The 16,702-nt window shown below is 73.9% G+C and carries 15 protein-coding genes and 1 pseudogene; 6 read left to right on the forward strand and 10 right to left on the reverse strand.

Annotated features, from left to right (window positions below):
• Positions 1-45: 45 nt before the first annotated feature.
• From AC6I72_RS01225 to AC6I72_RS01245, 5 genes are all read right to left on the reverse strand, one after another.
• Complete coding sequence (locus AC6I72_RS01225; protein ID WP_497998759.1) at positions 46-1,218, reverse strand: lanthionine synthetase LanC family protein; 1,173 nt, start codon at positions 1,216-1,218, stop codon at positions 46-48.
• Between the two features lie 64 nt (positions 1,219-1,282).
• Positions 1,283-1,438, reverse strand: coding sequence for a hypothetical protein (locus AC6I72_RS01230; protein ID WP_497998760.1), 156 nt, complete (start codon positions 1,436-1,438; stop codon positions 1,283-1,285).
• A 17-nt stretch (positions 1,439-1,455) separates the two neighbouring features.
• A complete protein-coding gene (locus AC6I72_RS01235) occupies positions 1,456-4,107 on the reverse strand; it encodes a lantibiotic dehydratase family protein (protein ID WP_497998761.1) in 2,652 nt (883 codons plus the stop codon).
• 2 nt (positions 4,108-4,109) lie between these two features.
• Complete coding sequence (locus tag AC6I72_RS01240) at positions 4,110-5,081, reverse strand: thiopeptide-type bacteriocin biosynthesis protein (protein WP_497998762.1); 972 nt, start codon at positions 5,079-5,081, stop codon at positions 4,110-4,112.
• Between the two features lie 451 nt (positions 5,082-5,532).
• Entirely contained in the window at positions 5,533-7,017 is a 1,485-nt protein-coding gene (locus AC6I72_RS01245; protein ID WP_497998764.1) for an MFS transporter, read from the reverse strand.
• A 403-nt stretch (positions 7,018-7,420) separates the two neighbouring features.
• On the opposite strand from AC6I72_RS01245, the gene AC6I72_RS01250 reads away from it, so the two are divergent.
• The 4 genes and pseudogenes from AC6I72_RS01250 (at position 7,421) to AC6I72_RS01265 (ending at position 9,290) form a co-directional block, all read left to right on the forward strand.
• A complete protein-coding gene (locus AC6I72_RS01250; protein ID WP_497998765.1) occupies positions 7,421-7,627 on the forward strand; it encodes a hypothetical protein in 207 nt (68 codons plus the stop codon).
• Positions 7,624-8,052, forward strand: coding sequence for an ester cyclase (locus AC6I72_RS01255; protein WP_497998767.1), 429 nt, complete (start codon positions 7,624-7,626; stop codon positions 8,050-8,052). Before AC6I72_RS01250 ends, AC6I72_RS01255 begins: the two co-directional genes overlap by 4 nt.
• A 23-nt stretch (positions 8,053-8,075) precedes the next feature.
• Positions 8,076-8,285, forward strand: a pseudogene (locus AC6I72_RS01260) (transposase); the annotation flags it as partial.
• A gap of 135 nt (positions 8,286-8,420) precedes the next feature.
• Complete coding sequence (locus AC6I72_RS01265) at positions 8,421-9,290, forward strand: endonuclease/exonuclease/phosphatase family protein (protein WP_498004548.1); 870 nt, start codon at positions 8,421-8,423, stop codon at positions 9,288-9,290.
• 21 nt (positions 9,291-9,311) lie between these two features.
• Here the strand turns inward: AC6I72_RS01265 and AC6I72_RS01270 are convergent, their stop codons facing one another.
• From AC6I72_RS01270 to AC6I72_RS01280, 3 genes are all read right to left on the reverse strand, one after another.
• Positions 9,312-10,025, reverse strand: a complete 714-nt coding sequence (locus AC6I72_RS01270) for a class F sortase (RefSeq protein ID WP_497998769.1) — start codon at positions 10,023-10,025, stop codon at positions 9,312-9,314.
• Positions 10,026-10,157: 132 nt separating this feature from the next.
• The gene (locus tag AC6I72_RS01275; RefSeq protein WP_497998771.1) at positions 10,158-11,066 is read right to left on the reverse strand and encodes a hypothetical protein; all 909 of its coding nucleotides are present in this window, start codon (positions 11,064-11,066) and stop codon (positions 10,158-10,160) included.
• A gap of 247 nt (positions 11,067-11,313) precedes the next feature.
• Positions 11,314-12,129 carry an SAM-dependent methyltransferase gene (locus tag AC6I72_RS01280; protein WP_497998772.1) on the reverse strand — a complete coding sequence of 272 codons (816 nt, stop codon included), beginning with the start codon at positions 12,127-12,129 and terminating at the stop codon, positions 11,314-11,316.
• Positions 12,130-12,413: 284 nt separating this feature from the next.
• On the opposite strand from AC6I72_RS01280, the gene AC6I72_RS01285 reads away from it, so the two are divergent.
• The gene (locus tag AC6I72_RS01285) at positions 12,414-13,370 is read left to right on the forward strand and encodes a GlxA family transcriptional regulator (RefSeq protein WP_497998774.1); all 957 of its coding nucleotides are present in this window, start codon (positions 12,414-12,416) and stop codon (positions 13,368-13,370) included.
• 101 nt (positions 13,371-13,471) lie between these two features.
• Positions 13,472-14,470, forward strand: a complete 999-nt coding sequence (gene gap / locus AC6I72_RS01290) for a type I glyceraldehyde-3-phosphate dehydrogenase (protein ID WP_497998776.1) — start codon at positions 13,472-13,474, stop codon at positions 14,468-14,470.
• A 187-nt stretch (positions 14,471-14,657) separates the two neighbouring features.
• Here the strand turns inward: gap and lpdA are convergent, their stop codons facing one another.
• Positions 14,658-16,055 (reverse strand): dihydrolipoyl dehydrogenase, encoded by a 1,398-nt coding sequence (gene lpdA / locus AC6I72_RS01295; protein ID WP_497998778.1) that lies wholly within the window; start codon positions 16,053-16,055, stop codon positions 14,658-14,660.
• 56 nt (positions 16,056-16,111) lie between these two features.
• A complete protein-coding gene (locus tag AC6I72_RS01300) occupies positions 16,112-16,537 on the reverse strand; it encodes a pyridoxamine 5'-phosphate oxidase family protein (RefSeq protein ID WP_498004550.1) in 426 nt (141 codons plus the stop codon).
• Positions 16,538-16,702 lie beyond the last annotated feature (165 nt).

Genomic DNA, 16,702 nt, shown 5'->3' on the forward strand with positions numbered 1-16,702 from the left:
GGTGCGGCTCAGCCTACGGGGCGCGGTCAGCCTGTGGGCCGGGGCTCAGCGCAGGCCCAGGCAGGGCAGCCAGGTGCGCGGGGCCGCCGCCGTGGCCGTCAGGAGCGCGCTCAGCACGCCGGGCAGGCCGTTCAGCAGGTCCGTGGTCCACTCGGCGGGCGGCTGCGCGGGGAGCCTGCCGCTCAGGTGGTGGACGAGGCGTCGCACGAGTGCGGCGGCGGCCGGCAGCCGGGCGTGGCGGTGCAGGGCGTCGGCGACGCACAGGACGCCCGCGGCACCGTGGCACAGTCCGAGGCGGTCGGCGGGGGTGTCACCGAAGAGGTGGAAGGTCTCGTCGTAGTGCTCGGCGAACCTGCGGAACACGGTGGCGGCCCAGTCGGCGGTCGCCGTGTCGCCGAGGGCGTCGCCCGCGTCCCACAGCGCCCAGGCGATCCCGGGGGCGCCGTAGCACCATGCCTGCCGCGGTTGCGCCGCCGCGGGCGGCGGCGCGTCGAGTCCCGCGCCGGGCCAGGTCCGGATGCCTCGGTCGTCGTCGTAGGCCTGGCGGACGAGCCAGCCGGTGGCGTGGGTGAGCGCCGTGGTCAGCGCCGGGTCCGGTCCGAGGCGGCGCAGCGCGGCGGTGAGCGCGGTGACGACACCGGCGACGCCGTGGCCCATGCCGGTGTTGATGCGCCCCTGCACCCAGGACAGGTACGGGTGCTGCGCGTACTGGCCGGTGCGCAGCCGGGGCAGTTCCGGTTCGTCGCACAGGAGGGCGAGGTGGGTGGCCAGGGGGCGCAGTTCCTCGGGGCCGGGGGTGCCTGTGCACAGGGCGAGCAGGGTGCCTGCGGGTCCGGAGATCAGGTCGTAGTCGGGGAAGGCGACGGCGTGCGTGCGGTACTTCGGCAGGCGCCGGCTCAGGGGGGCGGCGAGGCGGTCGCCGACGGGCCGGAGCGCCGGGTGGAGGCCTTCGCCCAGGCGCAGGCCGACGAGGGTCCCGGCGAGGCCGCCGTCGTGCAGGGCGGGGTGGGCCGGGCCGCGTCCGGCGGCGCGGGCCCAGACGGCCACGGCGTCACGGGCGGTGCCGCGGTCCGCGACCAGGTGTGCCAGTACGGGGATTCCGGGGTCGCCGGGGTGCCGGGCCGGGCGGGGCGCCGCGGTCCAGTCCTTGAGGTACCGGGCGGCAAGGGCGTGGACCTCGTCCCGGGCGGTGGCCGGTGAGGCGGTTTCGGGCGCCATCGGGCTCCTCGGATCGGCCGGGGCGGAGCCGCCCGCCGGGACGGGCGGCTCCTGTGGGGGGTGGTCAGGCGCAGATCACGACCGTGGCACAGACGATGATCGTGCACAGGCCGCTGCACCCGGCGGTGCTGGCGGACGACGACGGCAGGTCGCTGTCGCTGATCCGCTCGTCGAGGTCGCTGATGAGGGCGTCGAGTTCGGTGAGTTCGGTGGTGGGCATGGGACTTCCCCTTTCTCTCATCGGGTGATGGCCGCCCCGGCGGACCGCCTGGCGGGCGGGCCGGGGACGTCTTGCCGCTCGCCGCGGACCAGTGCGTCGGCGGCGGCCTCGGCGAGGTGGGCGGCGCCGCGGTCGTGCGGCAGGCGGAGCAGGACCTGCGCGGCGACGGCCGCTTGGCCGTGCACCGGGTCGCGCAGCAGCAGCTCGTCCGGGCCAGGGAGCATCTCCTCCACGAGCAGGGTGGTGCCCGCCTGCTGGGCGCACAGCCGCTCGACGAGGTGGAGGGCCGTCAGCGAGGCGAGGTCCACGGGCACCGGTTTGCCGCCGGGGGCGGTGCGGAGGAACGCGTGGCGGGGCAGTCCCGCGGCGCGGCGCAGCAGCGCGAGGGTGCGGACCTTGCCGAGCGTGTCGTCGCCGGGCTGCCACAGGCGGGAGCGGTCCACGCGCCAGGTGGCCGGGGCGAGGACGAGGTCGCCGCCCGCGGTCAGCCGCGGCAGTACGGGCCGGTCGGGCAGGGCCGCGTCGAGGGCGTCGAGGCGGAGCAGGTAGGAGGCGGCGGGGTGGCTCGCGGCGAGCAGGAGGCGCACCAGGGTGTCGTAGGGCGGCGCGGGTGACCGGGTGGCGTGGTACACGGGGACGATGCGCCGGCCGTCGGCCTCGGCGATGATGCGCCGGCCGCTGCGGCGCAGGCTGATGCGGTCCAGGGGGAGGTAGCGGGCGTGCCGGGTGTCCGGTCCGTAGTACGGGGTGGGGTCCGGGTCGCCGGTCCACCAGCGGGTGGTGACGGGCCGGCGTACGGCGTTCGCGGAGCGCTCGTTCAGGGGCGGTACGAGCAGGTCGACGAACCTGACCCCGGTGCGGCGTTCGACGGTGGCGAGGAAGTCGCGGTAGGCGTCGCTGTTGCCGTAGCCGCCGTACAGCGTGCGCAGCCCGTCGGCGAACCTGGCGTCGAGCACGCCCGCGGCCGAGGCCGTCTCCAGGACGGCGACCGGTCCTCGTCCCTCGGACGGGCCGAGCGGGCGCAGCAGGCAGTCGACGGGCCAGCACGGCAGGGCGGCTTCGGGCGGGGGCGCGCCCAGGTCGTCCAGCAGGTCGTCGTCCACGTCGACCTGCGCGGCGCCGGCGCGGGCGGCGGTGTCCAGGTGGCGCAGCAGGCGGGCGTAGGCGCCGGTGCGGTCGCGGGCCGGCACCCATCCGGTGGGCCGGCGCGGCGGGGGCTGGGGGGATTCGGCGGGCAGCCGGTCGGCGAGGAACTCGCTGACGGGGCGGGGCTGTTCGGTGAGGCCGGCCGGTTCCGCGCGCTGGGCGGGCAGGTCCGGGGGGCTGTCGGCGGCGCACAGGGCGGCGATGCGGGCCGCGGTCCGCAGGCCGCGCAGCACCCGGGCGGCGGCCCGGCCCGGAACACGGGTGGGGGCGGCCGGGCGGCGGTAGGAGTCGAGGAACCACTGGCCGCTGTCCTCGGCTCCGGGTGCCCGGGGAAGGGCGCAGTCGGGGGTGACGGCGCCGGGCGGGATCCAGTCGACGCGGTGCTGCCGGGGCGCCCGGCAGATCTGCAGGACGCCGAGGGCGAGCAGGTGCTGGAGGAAGCCGCGCAGCACGTCGGCGGAGGCCAGGGGCGGCCCGCCGGGCGGTGCCGCCGCGTGCGCCAGCGCCGCTTCGAGTTCGCCGAGCGGGCGGGGCCCGTCGGCGAGGAGGGCCAGGACGCCTTCGAGGGCGCGCGTGCGGCGCAGCACGATCTGCCGCAGCCGTCCGGGTTCGCGGGGGTCGACGACGTAACAGCGCACCTGGCCGGGGGTGTTGCCGGGGGTGGAGGCGGGGGGTTCGGTGAAGTGCAGGGGCGCCGGGGTCAGCAGGAGGCCGGGGTCGGCGGTGCGCAGTTCGGGCGGTGTCGCGCGGGTGCGGACCAGGTGCACGTTCTCCACGGCGACGGCGGCGAGCGCGCCGAGGCTGCCGCCGGGTTCCAGGAGCAGGGGGCTGCCGTCGTCCGCGGGGGCGACCGGGAGCGCGGCGATCTGCCCGGCCCAGCCGCGCGGCGTGGTCTTCGCCGCCGCCCGGCCCACGGCCCGCCACAGGTAGGCGGTGCGCTTGCGCAGTTGCCTGCCGGACCAGGACTGGCCCTCGTCGAGCCGCCTGCGGACGTCGTCGGCGAGTCCGGGCGCGGCGCTGTCGAGGAAGGCCCGCAGGAACGGGTTCGCGCAGGTGGTCCGCCAGGCCTGTGCGGCCAGGCGTTCCTGTTCGGCTGTGATCGCGTGCTCCAGTCCCGCCAGGGTCTTCGCGGCCTCCTCGTACCCGCGCAGCAGGTGGTGGACGTCGGCGGCGACGCCGGCGGGGACGGCGGGCGACCGCAGCAGAGTGGCGTGGTCGGCCGCGCGCGGCGGGAGACCGGAGTGCAGTCGTCGCCGCAGGGCGAGCACGGCGCCGCGGTCGGCGGCCCTGAGCGCCGGGTGCGGTACGACCTCCTCGCCCAGCCGGTCGGCCAGCAGCCGGCCCTGTTCGGCGAGCCGCCCGGTGGCGTCGGCGTGCCGCACCACGCTGTCGAACAGGCGGGGTGCGCCGGCCGCCGTCCAGGCGTCGCAGGGCATCCCCGCGATGCGCAGCAGCGCGGTGTTGCCGAGCGCCTGCCCGGCCGTGCCGGTGGTCCCGGGCGGGTTTGCGGGAGGCTGGCCCATGCTCAGTACGCCTCCTCGTGGCCGCCGGCGGCGAGCGCCTCCGTGAGCAGGCACTGCCGTGCCGTGGAGAGCCGGCCGCGGTTCCAGTGGAAGATCACGTGGTGTGCGGCGGCCCGGCGCGGGCCGACCGAGGCGTCGCCGGACGCGAAGTAGCGGTCGCGCCAGCGCTCGGCGGCCCGCCGCACGTCGTGCGTGTGCCGGCCGAGCACGTCCTGCCAGTCCTTCGGCAGCGCCGCGAGACGGGCGCCGGGCTCCTGCTCCCAGTACGCGCGGATGCCGTCGGCGGCGCGCCGGCGGTCCGGGTCGCGCAGTCCACCGGGCAGCCGGCGGCCGGTCTCGTCCCGTACGGCCTGCCAGACTCCGCGGTGTTCCCAGCCCACCACGCCGAGGCCGTCGAACACCGCGTCCAGCAGCGGCAGGGACACCCGCCAGTCGGCGGGGACCGGCGCGCCGGCGACGGCGGTGTGGACGTCCAGCCAGGCCAGGGAGTCCGCGGTGAACAGCTCGTGCACGTGGGGCATGGAGCGGGGACCGCCGAAGAGGTACGTCTCCGGCTCGTACACCTCGGCGACCGGCAGCGCCCAGGAACCGTCGGCCGCGGGGGCGAGCCGGCGGACCAGGGTGGCGCGCAACCGCGGGGCGCGGGCGGGTTCCGCCGCGTGGAAGCGGATGCGCAGTCCCGGCGGCTTGTGCATGAAGAAGAAGCCGCGGGCCGCTCCGGTGCCGAGCACCTCCCGGGCCGTCTCGGCGAGGCGGGCGTACAGGCGGGGCCAGCCGGCCGGCTCGGCCCGGACGTTGAGCTGGACCCATCCGGCGTCGGGCGCGTGCTCGCGCAGTGCGTGCAGCCCCGCCGCCAGGAAGGTCCGGCGAGCGTCCGCGTAACCGGCACCGTCGGCGTCCAGCGGGACCGCGCCCATCGGCCGGGTGCGTGCGTCGTCCAGGCAGTCGGCCAGTAGTCGCTCGACCTGCACCATGCGGCCTCACCTCGCAAGCGGCGGAAATCCACCGTGGTGATGTCCGTGCCGCGGCTACGACAAAGCCTGAAAAGACTTCTTCATATCATCAACAGAAGTGCGCGAGCGTACGTCGGGCCCCACGGGTGACAGCGGGATGCGCCCCGGCCCACCGGCGCCCCGGGGTACGCCCTCCCCTCCCTGCCGCTGCCCCTGTGCACCGGGGCAGCGCGGCAGCACGAGCGCCGTGTGGGCGGCGGGGCCTCACGGCCCACGGGTGGCCGGTCGCACAGGGCCGCGTGCCTGGCGTCCGGGACGTGCGGGCGGCGGGGTCAGGGCGGTGCCGCCCTCGGCCGCCGGGGCCCGTGCCGCCACGTCCGGAGGGTGGGTCGTGGCTCCACCGGGTCCGTGGGTCCCGCCGCCGCGGAAACCCTTCGACGGTCCCGCGGCGCTGAAGCCCTTCGACGGCCCGTCACGCGGCGCCGGGGATGCGTTCCTTCACCAGCGTGTACAGCGCCACGGACACCGCCATCACCCCGGCCGCGGTGAACACTCCCGGCGCCCAGCTCCCGGTGGCGTCGCGCAGGACTCCGCTGATCACCGGGCTGGCCACCGCACCGGCCTCCGCGACCAGGTTGAAGAGCCCGAACAGCGCGCCGCGGTCCTCCGCGTCCGCCAGGTCGCCCAGGAGGCTGTGCACGATGGGCTGGAGCGCGTTGAAGAAGAGGCCGGAGAAGAACAGGATCAGACCGAGCAGCAGCAGGGAGGGCCTGCCGTCCAGCAGGCTGAGCCCGAAGGCCGTCGCCAGCACCGTGTGGACGGCCGCGCAGGCGACGGCGAGCGGCTTGCGGCCCTTGCCCGCACGTACGCGGCGGTCGGCGATCCAGCCGCCGACCGGGAAGCCGATGATGCCGGCGCCTGCGTTGAAGGCGGCGGTCAGGGCCGCCGCGCCCAGGCTGCTGTGCGCGCTCTCCTTGACGATCTGGACCGACCAGAAGGAGAAGAACCACAGGTTCCACATCACCGCGACGAACGCGACGCAGACCAGCCACACATTGCGGTTGAGCAGCGCCGCCGAGCGCCCCTCGCGCACGATGCCGCGCACGACGACCGCGAGCATCCCCGCGAACAGCACACCGGAGCCCACCGCCGTCAGCCAGTCGGGCCAGCCGAAGGCGTCGGCACACAGGAAGAGCGCCACGATCACCGCGGCCGTGGGCAGGGAGTAGCCGATCAGCCGCAGCGTGGGGGGCCCGAGCCGCAGCGGGCGGTCTCCGCGCCCCCGGAAGAAGACCCAGGTGGCGGCGGCGATCAGCAGCGAGACGACACCGAACACGTACAGCGGCATGCTCCAGGCCCGGCCGCCCAGGCCCAGCGAGCCGCCCCAGTCGATCAGGTGCGGGGTGGCGAGGACGCCGACGGTCAGTCCGATCGACAGTCCGGACAGGACGATGCCGAGGCCGGCCGTGCGCCGGGCAAGCGGGGTGTGGGCGATCACGAGCACCCGGTCGTTGGAGTAGAAGACCCCCTCCCCCAGGCCGGTGAGGACCCGGGCCACGACGAAGGCGACGAGTCCGCCCGCGAGTCCGGACACCAGGGTCATCAGTCCGGCCCACAGCAGGGACACCACCAGCATCTCGCGGTGGCCGTAGCGGTCGCCGAGCCGGCCGCCCGCGTACTGGGTGAGCATGTAGCCGGTGAAGAACATCGAGCCGATCAGGCCGCCGAGGGTGGCGGGATGCGCGGCGTCCCCGATGAACCCGGCCTTGTTCTCGATCATCCAGGAGACGACCGGTCCGGTGACCGTGCGGTCGGCGTAGCTGATCAGCCAGCCGGCGAGCAGGAAGGCCCACAGACGGGTGTGCCGCCCGGAGAAGACCGGGCGCAGGTCGCCGGACCCCGGGACGGCGCCGGTCCCGGATCCGGCGACCTCGGGAGCTGCGGCTGCTTCCTTCATACGTCCCCCTCGACGTGAAGGCTCCCGGCGGGGCCGGGTGCTGTGCGGATGACCTGGGGAAAGCCCACTAGAAAGCGCTTGCTAACATGGCAGCGCGTTTCGGCCAAGTCAACCGTTGACTTTCCGCCGGACAAGCCGTAGGAGCGAGGGCCCCGGCGGGGTGACGACATGACAGGGTGACGGGGCCACAGGTCACGCGCAAGGGGGGCGGCTCCCGGCTGACGGGTCTTCATCGCCGCGCGTACCGAAACCGGGGCGCGTATCGAGGCGTGATCGCCGGCGGGCCGCGGTGGGCGGGACGGCAGGTCCCCGGGGTCCGGCCGCCCGCACTGCGGACCGGGCGGTCCACCTCCCGCCGTCGAGAAGGAGAGCGGTGTCAGACCCCGCCGATACGGTCGTGCCCATGAGAGCCACAGGAACGTTCACGGCCAAAGGGTTCGTCCCGGCCGAGCTGAAACCGGACCCGGCCGTGTCCACCGGGCTTCCGGTGGGTGCCGCGACGATGGAGAAGCACTTCGACGGCGAGGTGGCCGGCCGCTCGGCGACCCTGTTCGACGCTGACGGGACGCATCGGATCCGGTTCGACCACGGGTGGGGACCGGGCCGATGACAGACGACAAGCGGGAAGCAGGGGCTGTCGGCCTGCGCATGTACGAGGCATTCAACGGCCGGGACCTGGCCGGCCTGGACACGGTCCTCGCACCGGACTTCGTGAGTCATCCGCTGGGAACGACCGGTATCGGGGCCGTCGCAGACGCCTGGTCCAGGATGTTCGCAGCCCATCCCGGCGTTCAGGTCACCGTCGAGGACATGCTCGTGGACCACGACCGGGTCGCCGTCCGTTCCGTGCTGCGCGGGCTTTCGGCCTCCGTGCCGGACGGCGCGGAGCCTGCACCCACCATGATGGAGATCTTCCGAGTTCAGCACGGCCTGATCGCCGAGCTGTGGGGACTGTCCGGTCTCGGCCGACCGGCCGGCCAGGCCGCCCTTCCGGTCGCAGGCGATCCACGGGATCCGTCGTCACGGCAGGGCTGATCCGGTAGATCGTCTTGCCCGAGGTGCACGCAACTGAGCGACTCGGCGGGGAAGTTCATCGGTCCGTACCTGCCGATCGGCAGGTACGGACCGGCCCCGAGCGGTTGCGGCCGCAGTTCGAAGACGTGATCCGGCGGTTCAGGACCGGCGGCCGGTGGCGGGAGACACCGCAGCAGTTCGGCGCCTGGCCGACTGTCCATGCCCGCTTTCGGCCGCGGCGTGCCACGGGCGTCTTCGAGGCCCTGCCGGAGCGCCTGATCCCGGCAGCAGGACGGCGGGGCATCGTGGACCCGTCCCGGCTCCTCACGCGCCCTAGTAGGCTCCACTCCCCAGCGAAGGCCGCATCACACTCTCGTCCGGAGGCCCGTGTGACACGCACCCACCGCTCGTTCGTCCGCCGCGTCCTGACCGCCGTCGCGCTCGGCGCCGCCGTCACCCTCGCCGCCGCGTCCCCCGGGGACGCGGCGGCGCGGCCGGCGGCTCCGCCCGTGCCGTTGCGGGTGGCCACGTACAACATCCATGCCGGAGCGGGCGAGGACAACGTCTTCGACCTCGGCCGGACCGCGCGGGCCATCCGTGACCTGCACGCGGACGTGGTCGGCCTCCAGGAGGTCGACGTGCGCTGGGGTGCGCGCAGCGAGTTCCGCGACGAGGCCCGGGACCTGGCCCGGATGCTGCACATGCGGGTGTTCTTCGCGCCGGTCTACGACCTGCCCGCCGAGCCGCCGCGGACGGAGCGGCGCCGGTTCGGTGTCGCGGTGCTGAGCCGCCACCCGGTGGTGAGCGCCGAGAACCACGAGATCACACGGCTGTCCACCCAGTCCTCCGACCCGGTGCCCGAGCCCGCGCCGGGCTTCGCGGAGGTGACGGTACGGGTCCGGGGCGCCCTCGTGCACGTGTACACCACCCACCTGGACTACCGCGCCGATCCGTCCGTGCGGCGCGCCCAGGTCGACGACATGCTGGCCGTGCTGGCGGCGGACGCCGGGCCGAAGGTCCTCGTCGGGGACTTCAACGCCGAACCCGGTGCGCCTGAACTGGCGAAACTATGGGGGCCGCTGGCCGATGCCGCCCCGCACGGCGGCATGACCTATCCGGCGGCCGCACCGGACCGGCGCATCGACGTCGTGGCGGTCTCCCCGCGGATCGCGGTCGCCGGGGTGCGTGAGGCCGTCACCACGGCCTCGGACCACCGCCCCGTCGTCGCCGATCTCCTCGTCCCCCGGCCGCGCTCCTGACCCCCGCGTCCCGGTCGCCTCTCAGGAGCGGGAGCTGGATTCGAGGTGGGCGAAGACGACCACGTTGGACTCGTAGTCCTTGCTGGTGCGGTTGAACGTGCCGCCGCAGGTGATCAGCCGCAGTTCGGGCGTCGGCGTGTCTGCGTACACCTCGTCGTCGGGGAAGTCCGCCTTGCTGAAGGTGTCCACCGCGTCGATCTGGAACCGGGCGACGATGCCGTCCTCGCGGGTGATCTCCACGTGTTCGCCGGCCTTGAGGGCGTCGAGGCCGACGAAGACCGCCGGGCCGGTCGTGGTGTCGACGTGGCCGACCACGACCGACGTGCCGCGCTCGCCGGGCGAGGCTCCGCCCTGGAACCATCCGACGAGATTGGTGTCGTCGGCGGGCGGCGGGGTCAGGTGCCCGGTGGAGTCCAGGGACAGCTTGGTGAACGGCGCGTCCACGGAGATCGCCGGAATGGAGATCCGGGTGGGGGCCGACCGGGGCAGCGCTCCGTCGTCGGGCCCGGTGGACGTGGGCGGCGTGGCCTGGGGGGTCCCGGCCGCCCGGGTGGCGACCGTGGTCGGCCGGTCCGGCTGCCGGGGGCTGGTCACCGGCGCGGTGCCCAGCGATTGGTGAATGAGCACCAGTCCGAGCCCGACCGCCGCCACCGGCCACAGCAGGCGCAGCCGGCCGCGACGAGGTGCGGTCCCGGTCCCGGACTGTTCCGTCTGAGGCGGACGCTGGAAAGCCATGGACGGTGCCTTTCGTCAAGAAGGTGGTGCGGGCCCCGCGTGGCGGGGTGGGGCGCCGCCGCCGCGGCCCGCGCGTTCCTCACGGGGAGGGACGCAGGCCGCGGCAGCGCACCGACGGTGAACAGGTTCTGTTCAGGCCACGGGAGTGCCCGACGCCTTGCGGCGCCGCAGCATGTAGGCACCGGCTCCGACGCCGCCGAGCACGAGAGCGGCTCCCAGACCCATGGTGTTCGAGGACTGGGCCAGGCCGCCGCCACCGGCGTGGACACCACCGTGCGGCTTGTCGCCACGGTCACCACCGCGGTCGCCGCCACGGTCACCACCGCGGTCGCCGCCACGGTCCCCACCGCGGTCGCCGCCACGGTCGCCGCCACGGTCGCCGCCACGGTCGTCGTTGCCCTTCGACGAACGGTCGTTGCCGTTGTCGTTGCCGTTGTCGTCGGAGTCGTCACCGGTGGTGCGCAGCGCCAGCGCACCGCCACCGGCGTGAACCCCACCGTGCGGCTTGTCACCGCGGTCACCACCGCGATCACCGCCACGGTCGCCACCGCGGTCGCCGCCACGGTCACCGCCACGGTCCCCGCCACGGTCGCCGCCGCGGTCGTCGTTGCCCTTCGACGAACGGTCGTTGCCGTTGTCGTTGCCGTTGTCGTCGGAGTCGTCACCGGTGGTGCGCAGCGCCAGCGCACCGCCACCGGCGTGAACCCCACCGTGCGGCTTGTCACCGCGGTCGCCGCCACGGTCGCCACCGCGGTCCCCACCGCGGTCGCCGCCACGGTCCCCACCGCGGTCGCCGCCACGGTCCCCACCGCGGTCGCCGCCACGGTCCCCACCGCGGTCGCCGCCACGGTCGTCGTTGCCCTTCGACGAACGGTCGTTGCCGTTGTCGTTGCCGTTGTCGTCGGAGTCGTCACCGTGGACGACGGTGGCCGCCTGCGCGGGCGCCTGGGCGGTCACGCCCAGGGCGCCGGCGGCGGGAGCGGAGAACGCGACGGCGGAGGCGATCGCCGCCGAGACGAACAGAGTACGGGAGATACGCATGGTGATCCTTCCGTCGCGACTGCGAGAACGGGCACGATGCCCGCTCTTCGGGATCGCAGGTGCGACGTGATCACTGTCAGCGGGATGCGCGGCGCGCACCATCGGAGCGCCGCATTCGGACTACTGACGCCCCCTCGGCGCGTCCACGCGGGGGAACCGCGGGCGTGTCCGCGCCGAGGTGAGAGCGGGTCACCTGACGATCCCTACGGGGTCACTCCGGCGGCCCCGTGCCGCGCCGGTGACCGGGTCACGGTTTGCGGGCGAGGCCGCCGTGCTCCCCGATGGGCTCCGGGGCCGGGTCCGAGGGGTCCGGCCGCCACCGGTTCACCGGCACGACGCCGGGATCCACGAGGTCCAGGCCGTCGAAGAACGCCGTGATCTGGTCGACCGTCCGCAGGATGTAGGGGGCGGCGCCGCTCTCGTTGTAGGCGTCCTGGGCCTGCTCGAAGACCGGGTCGGTACCCCGGGAGCCGTCGTTGACGGAGAGGTAGCTGCCGGAGGGAAGCGCGTCCATCAGCCGGGTGACGAGGGAGCGCGCCCGGTCGTAGTCGGGGACGTGGCCCAGGATGTTGCTGAGGATCAGGGCGGTGGGGCGGGAGAGGTCGAGGGTGGCGGCGGCGGCCGTGAGGATCCGGTCCGTGTCCAGCACGTCGGAGTCGATGTAGGCGGTCGCCCCCTCCGGCGTGGAGTACAGCAGGGCACGGGCGTGGGCCAGGATCATCGGGTCGTTGTCGACGTAGACGATCCGGGCCTCGGGGGCGAGCCGCTGCGCGACCTCGTGCGTGTTGTCGGCCGTCGGCAGGCCCGTCCCGATGTCGAGGAACTGCCGGATGCCCGCCTCGGTGACCAGGTGGGTGATGTTGCGGCGCAGGAAGGCCCGGCTGCTGCGCGCGATGGTGACGATGCCGGGGAAGACGGCGGTGTAGGCGTCGCCGGCCTCCTCGTCGACGGGGTAGTTGTCCTTGCCGCCCAGCCAGTAGTTCCAGATCCGGGCCGAGTGCGGCACCGAGGTGTCGATCTTCGGGTGCGCCGCCGGCCCGGGAGTGTTCGCGGGGTGGGTCATGGATACCGTCCGTCCGTGTGCGGTGGAGATGTCGAGCAGTCGAGCGTGAAGCGTCCGCAGCACAAGATACGTGCCAACCGGCTTACGGTGCACACCAGTTCACCGGCGCATCGGTGCGGCGCCGACGGGTGTCCCACCGGCGCCCGGTCTGGCACCCCGCCAGGCCCTGCGGACGCACCACCGGGCAGGCCGGCCGACTCGCCGGGCGCGCGCCGGCAACCCGGGCCGGGGTCGCGGCGGGGTGCGGGAATCCCCCGCGCGGACCGGACCCGTACCCTGCTCGCGTGTCACCCTCTCGTCTGCGACGCGTCGCCGTCCTCGTGCTCGACGGTGCGAAACCCCTCGACGTCGGTATCCCGGCACAGGTGTTCACCACGCGCGCGAGCATGCCGTACGAGGTACGTGTGTGCGGCGCCGTCCCCGGGCTGGTCACCGGCGGTGACGGTCTGTCGTACCACGTCGCGCACGGCCTGGAGGCCCTGGTCTGGGCCGACGTCGTGTTCATCCCCGGCTACCGTTTCCCGGACCGCGACGACCCGCCCGCAGCGGTCGTCGACGCGCTGGTCGCCGCGCACCGGCACGGCACGCGGCTGGCCGCCATCTCCACCGGAGCCTTCGCGCTGGCCGCGACGGGCCTGCTCGACGGCAGACGGGCCACGACGCACTGGCACTACACACGGGCGCTCGCGGCGAAACACCCGCTCGTCCGGGTGGACGAGAACGTGCTGTTCGTCGACGAGGGCGGTGTGCTGACGTCGGCCGGGGCGGCCTCCGGCATCGACCTGTGCCTGCACATGCTGCGCGGCGACCTCGGGGTGGCCGCCTCCAACCACGCGGCGCGGCGGCTGGTCGCGGCGCCCTACCGCAGCGGCGGCCAGGCGCAGTACGTGCCGCGCAGCGTGCCCGAGCCGCTGGGTGAGCGGTTCGCCGCCACCCGCGAGTGGGCGCTGCACCGGCTGGGCGAACCGCTCTCCCTGGAGGTGCTCGCCCGGCACGCGGCGGTGTCGCCGCGCACGTTCTCGCGGCGGTTCGCCGAGGACACGGGGTACACACCGATGCAGTGGGTCATGCGTGCCCGCATCGACATGGCCCGTGAGCTGCTGGAGCGTTCGGAACTGAGTGTCGAGCAGATCGCCGCCGCCGTCGGCCTGGGCACCGGCGCGAACCTGCGGCTGCACTTCCAGCGCGTCCTCGGCACCACGCCGAGCGAGTACCGGCGCACCTTCGCCCGGGGCGAGTAGCGCCGGCGCCTGGCACGATCCTTGCGAACCGTGGCGCTCACGCCGCTGTCCGGGCCGGTCGCCGCTGGCGAAGCTGGTGGTGAACGGAAGGGATGCCACTCATGACGCGTATCGCCATCAACGGATTCGGCCGCATCGGACGCAACGTGCTGCGTGCGCTGCTGGAGCGCGACAGCGCCCTGGAGGTCGTCGCCGTCAACGACCTCACGGAGCCCGCCACGCTGGCGCGCCTGCTCGCCTACGACACGACGGCCGGCCGGCTCGGCCGCCCGGTGACCGTGGACGGGGACACCCTCGTCGTCGACGGGCGCCGCATCAGGGTGCTGGCCGAGCGGGAGCCTGCCCGGCTGCCGTGGGCGGAGCTGGGCGTCGACGTCGCGTTGGAGGCGACCGGCCGGTTCACCTCGGCCGGGGCGGCCCGTGCCCACCTCGACGCCGGTGCGCGCAAGGTCCTCGTCAGCGCGCCGTCGGACGGCGCCGACGTGACGCTGGCATACGGGGTGAACACCGGCGCGTACGACCCGGAGCTGCACACGGTCGTCTCGAACGCCTCCTGCACGACCAACGCGCTCGCGCCGCTGGCCTCGGTGCTCGACGAACTCGCCGGTATCGAGCACGGGTTCATGACGACGGTGCACGCCTACACCCAGGAGCAGAACCTGCAGGACGGCCCGCACCGCGACGCCCGCCGGGCCCGCGCCGCCGCCGTCAACATCGTGCCGACCACGACCGGCGCCGCCAAGGCGATCGGCCTGGTGCTGCCGGGTCTGGACGGGAAGCTGTCGGGCGACTCGATCCGGGTGCCGGTGCCGGTGGGCTCGATCGTGGAACTCAACACCACCGTCACCCGTGAGGTGACCCGTGACGACGTGCTGGCGGCGTACCGGGCCGCCGCGCAGGGCCCGCTCGCCGGGATCCTGGAGTACTCGGAGGACCCGCTCGTGTCGTCCGACATCACGGGCAACCCGGCCTCGTCGGTCTTCGACTCGGCGCTGACCCGGGTGGACGGCCGGCACGTCAAGGTGGTCGCCTGGTACGACAACGAGTGGGGTTTCTCCCACCGTGTGATCGACACGCTGGAACTGCTGGGCGGCCGCTGACGGCGCCGGACGCCCGCCCGGCCCGGCGGTGCGCGGCGGACGGCCCGGCCCCGCGGCTCACAGCTCGCGGCGGACGTGCCCCGGCCTCGCCGCTCGCGGTTCACGCCCGGGTTCCCGCGGTGCGCGGGGACCCGGCCGCAGACGCCCCCGCCCGCCGCAGGGCGGCGGGGGCACGTGACCGCCGGGGTCAGAGGTTGATCATGTGGCCCGCGATGCCTTCGACGGCCTCCTTCATGGCCTCCGACAGCGTCGGGTGGGCGAAGATGTTGCGGGCGACCTCGTCGGCGGTGAGGTCCCACATCTGGGCGAGCGTCAGCGCGGGCAGCAGTTCGGTCACTTCGGGACCGATCATGTGGGCGCCCACGATCTCATTGTGCCGGGCGTCCGCCACGATCTTGACGAAGCCGACGCCCTCTCCCATGCCGCGGGCCTTGCCGTTGGCGGAGAAGGGGAACTGCGCCACCTTGACGTCATAGCCCAGCTCCCGGGCCTGCGCCTCGGAGTAGCCGAACGAGGCGATCTGCGGCTGGCAGAAGGTCGCCCGCGGGATCATCGCGAAGTCGATCTCCTGCGTCTCGGCACCGGCGATGGTCTCGGCGGCCACGACGCCCATGGCCTCGGCGGTGTGGGCCAGCATGAGCTTGCCGGTCACGTCACCGATGGCGTAGACGCCCTCGACGTTGGTGCGGCCGCGGGCGTCGACCGCGATGGCGCCGCGCTCGGTGAGCTGGACGCCGGCCGCCTCGAGGCCGTAGCCCTCGACCCGGGGCGCGAAGCCGAACGCGGCGAGCATCCGGTCGGCCTCCAGGACGCGCGCCTCGCCGCCGCCGGCGGGGCTGACGGTGACCCGGACGCCCGAACCGGTGTCCTCGACCGAGTCCACCTTGGTGGAGAGCAGCACCTCGACGCCCAGCTTGCGGTAGTGCCGCAGCAGTTCCTTGGAGACGTCGGCGTCCTCGGTGGGCACCATGCGGTCGAGGAACTCGACGATGGTCACCTCGACACCGAAGTTCCGCAGCACGTAGGCGAATTCGACACCGATCGCGCCGGAGCCGCCGATGATGACGGAGCGCGGCAGATCCTCGTCCAGGATCTGCTCCTCGTAGGTGACCACGTTGGCACTGCGGCTCATGCCGGGCAGCATCCTGACCTGCGCGCCGGTGGCGATGATCAGGTTGTCGCAGCTGTACGACGTCATGGTGCCGTCGGCGCCCCTGACGTCCACCGACTTCGGGCCGGTGAGGGTGCCCCAGCCGTCGATCTCGGTGATCTTGTTCTTCTTCATCAGGTAGTGCACGCCCTTGGCGCTGGCCTCCGCCACGGAGCGGCTGCGCCGGTGGGTGACACCGAAGTCCATGGTGGCGTCACCGGTGATGCCGAAGGTCTTCTTCTCCTGGGTGAGGATGTGGGCGATCTCGGCGTTCCTGAGCAGGGCCTTGGAGGGGATGCACCCCACGTTCAGGCAGACACCGCCCCAGTACTTCTCTTCGACCACCGCGACCGACTTGCCGAGCTGGGCCGCGCGGATGGCGGCGACGTATCCGCCGGGGCCTGCGCCGAGGACGAGGACATCAAAGTGCGTCATGCCGTCAGCGTAGTACCCCGCCAGGGCCGCACGATCTTACGCCCGTCCCCGAGGGGTCACACCGTTCCCAGGTCGGAGGAGACCCAGTGTTCCGGCCGCATGCGGACGACGACCTGCTCCCCGTGGTTCTTCCAGGCGAAATCGACGTAGGCGTCGACCTTCCCGGCCGGCAGGTACCTGGCCGCCATCTCCCTGAGCTGCTCGACCGTGGCGGGCGAGGTGCCGGTGACCGGGCCCTCCACCGACACGTACCGGACGGTGGGTTCCACCCGGTCGATCATGAGCGAGAACCGGCCGGCCGCGCGGATCAGCCTGTTCTTGCGGGAGTCGAGCCCGGTCATGATCCACACCTGGCCGCCGGGCTCGTACTGGTACCAGATGGGAACGGTCAGCGGGCCCCTGCCCGCCTCGCCGTCGACCGCCAGCGCGGCCACGTGCGGCTCGGCGAGGAAGCTCTCGCGTTCTTCCCGGGTCAGCGCCATCTCGGTGTCCTCCGTGAGGTGTGGGGGTTCGTCGGACGTCCCGGTCATCCTTCCCCGTCCGGGGCGGACTTCGGCATCCCGCCGGTGTCGTCCACAGTTCCTGGCCGCCCTCGGCCTCCTGCGCGTCACCGGCGAGGGTGGCGAAACCCCGGCGGCCGGGGCACG

The sequence above is a fragment of the Streptomyces sp. Xyl84 genome (genome assembly GCF_059731885.1).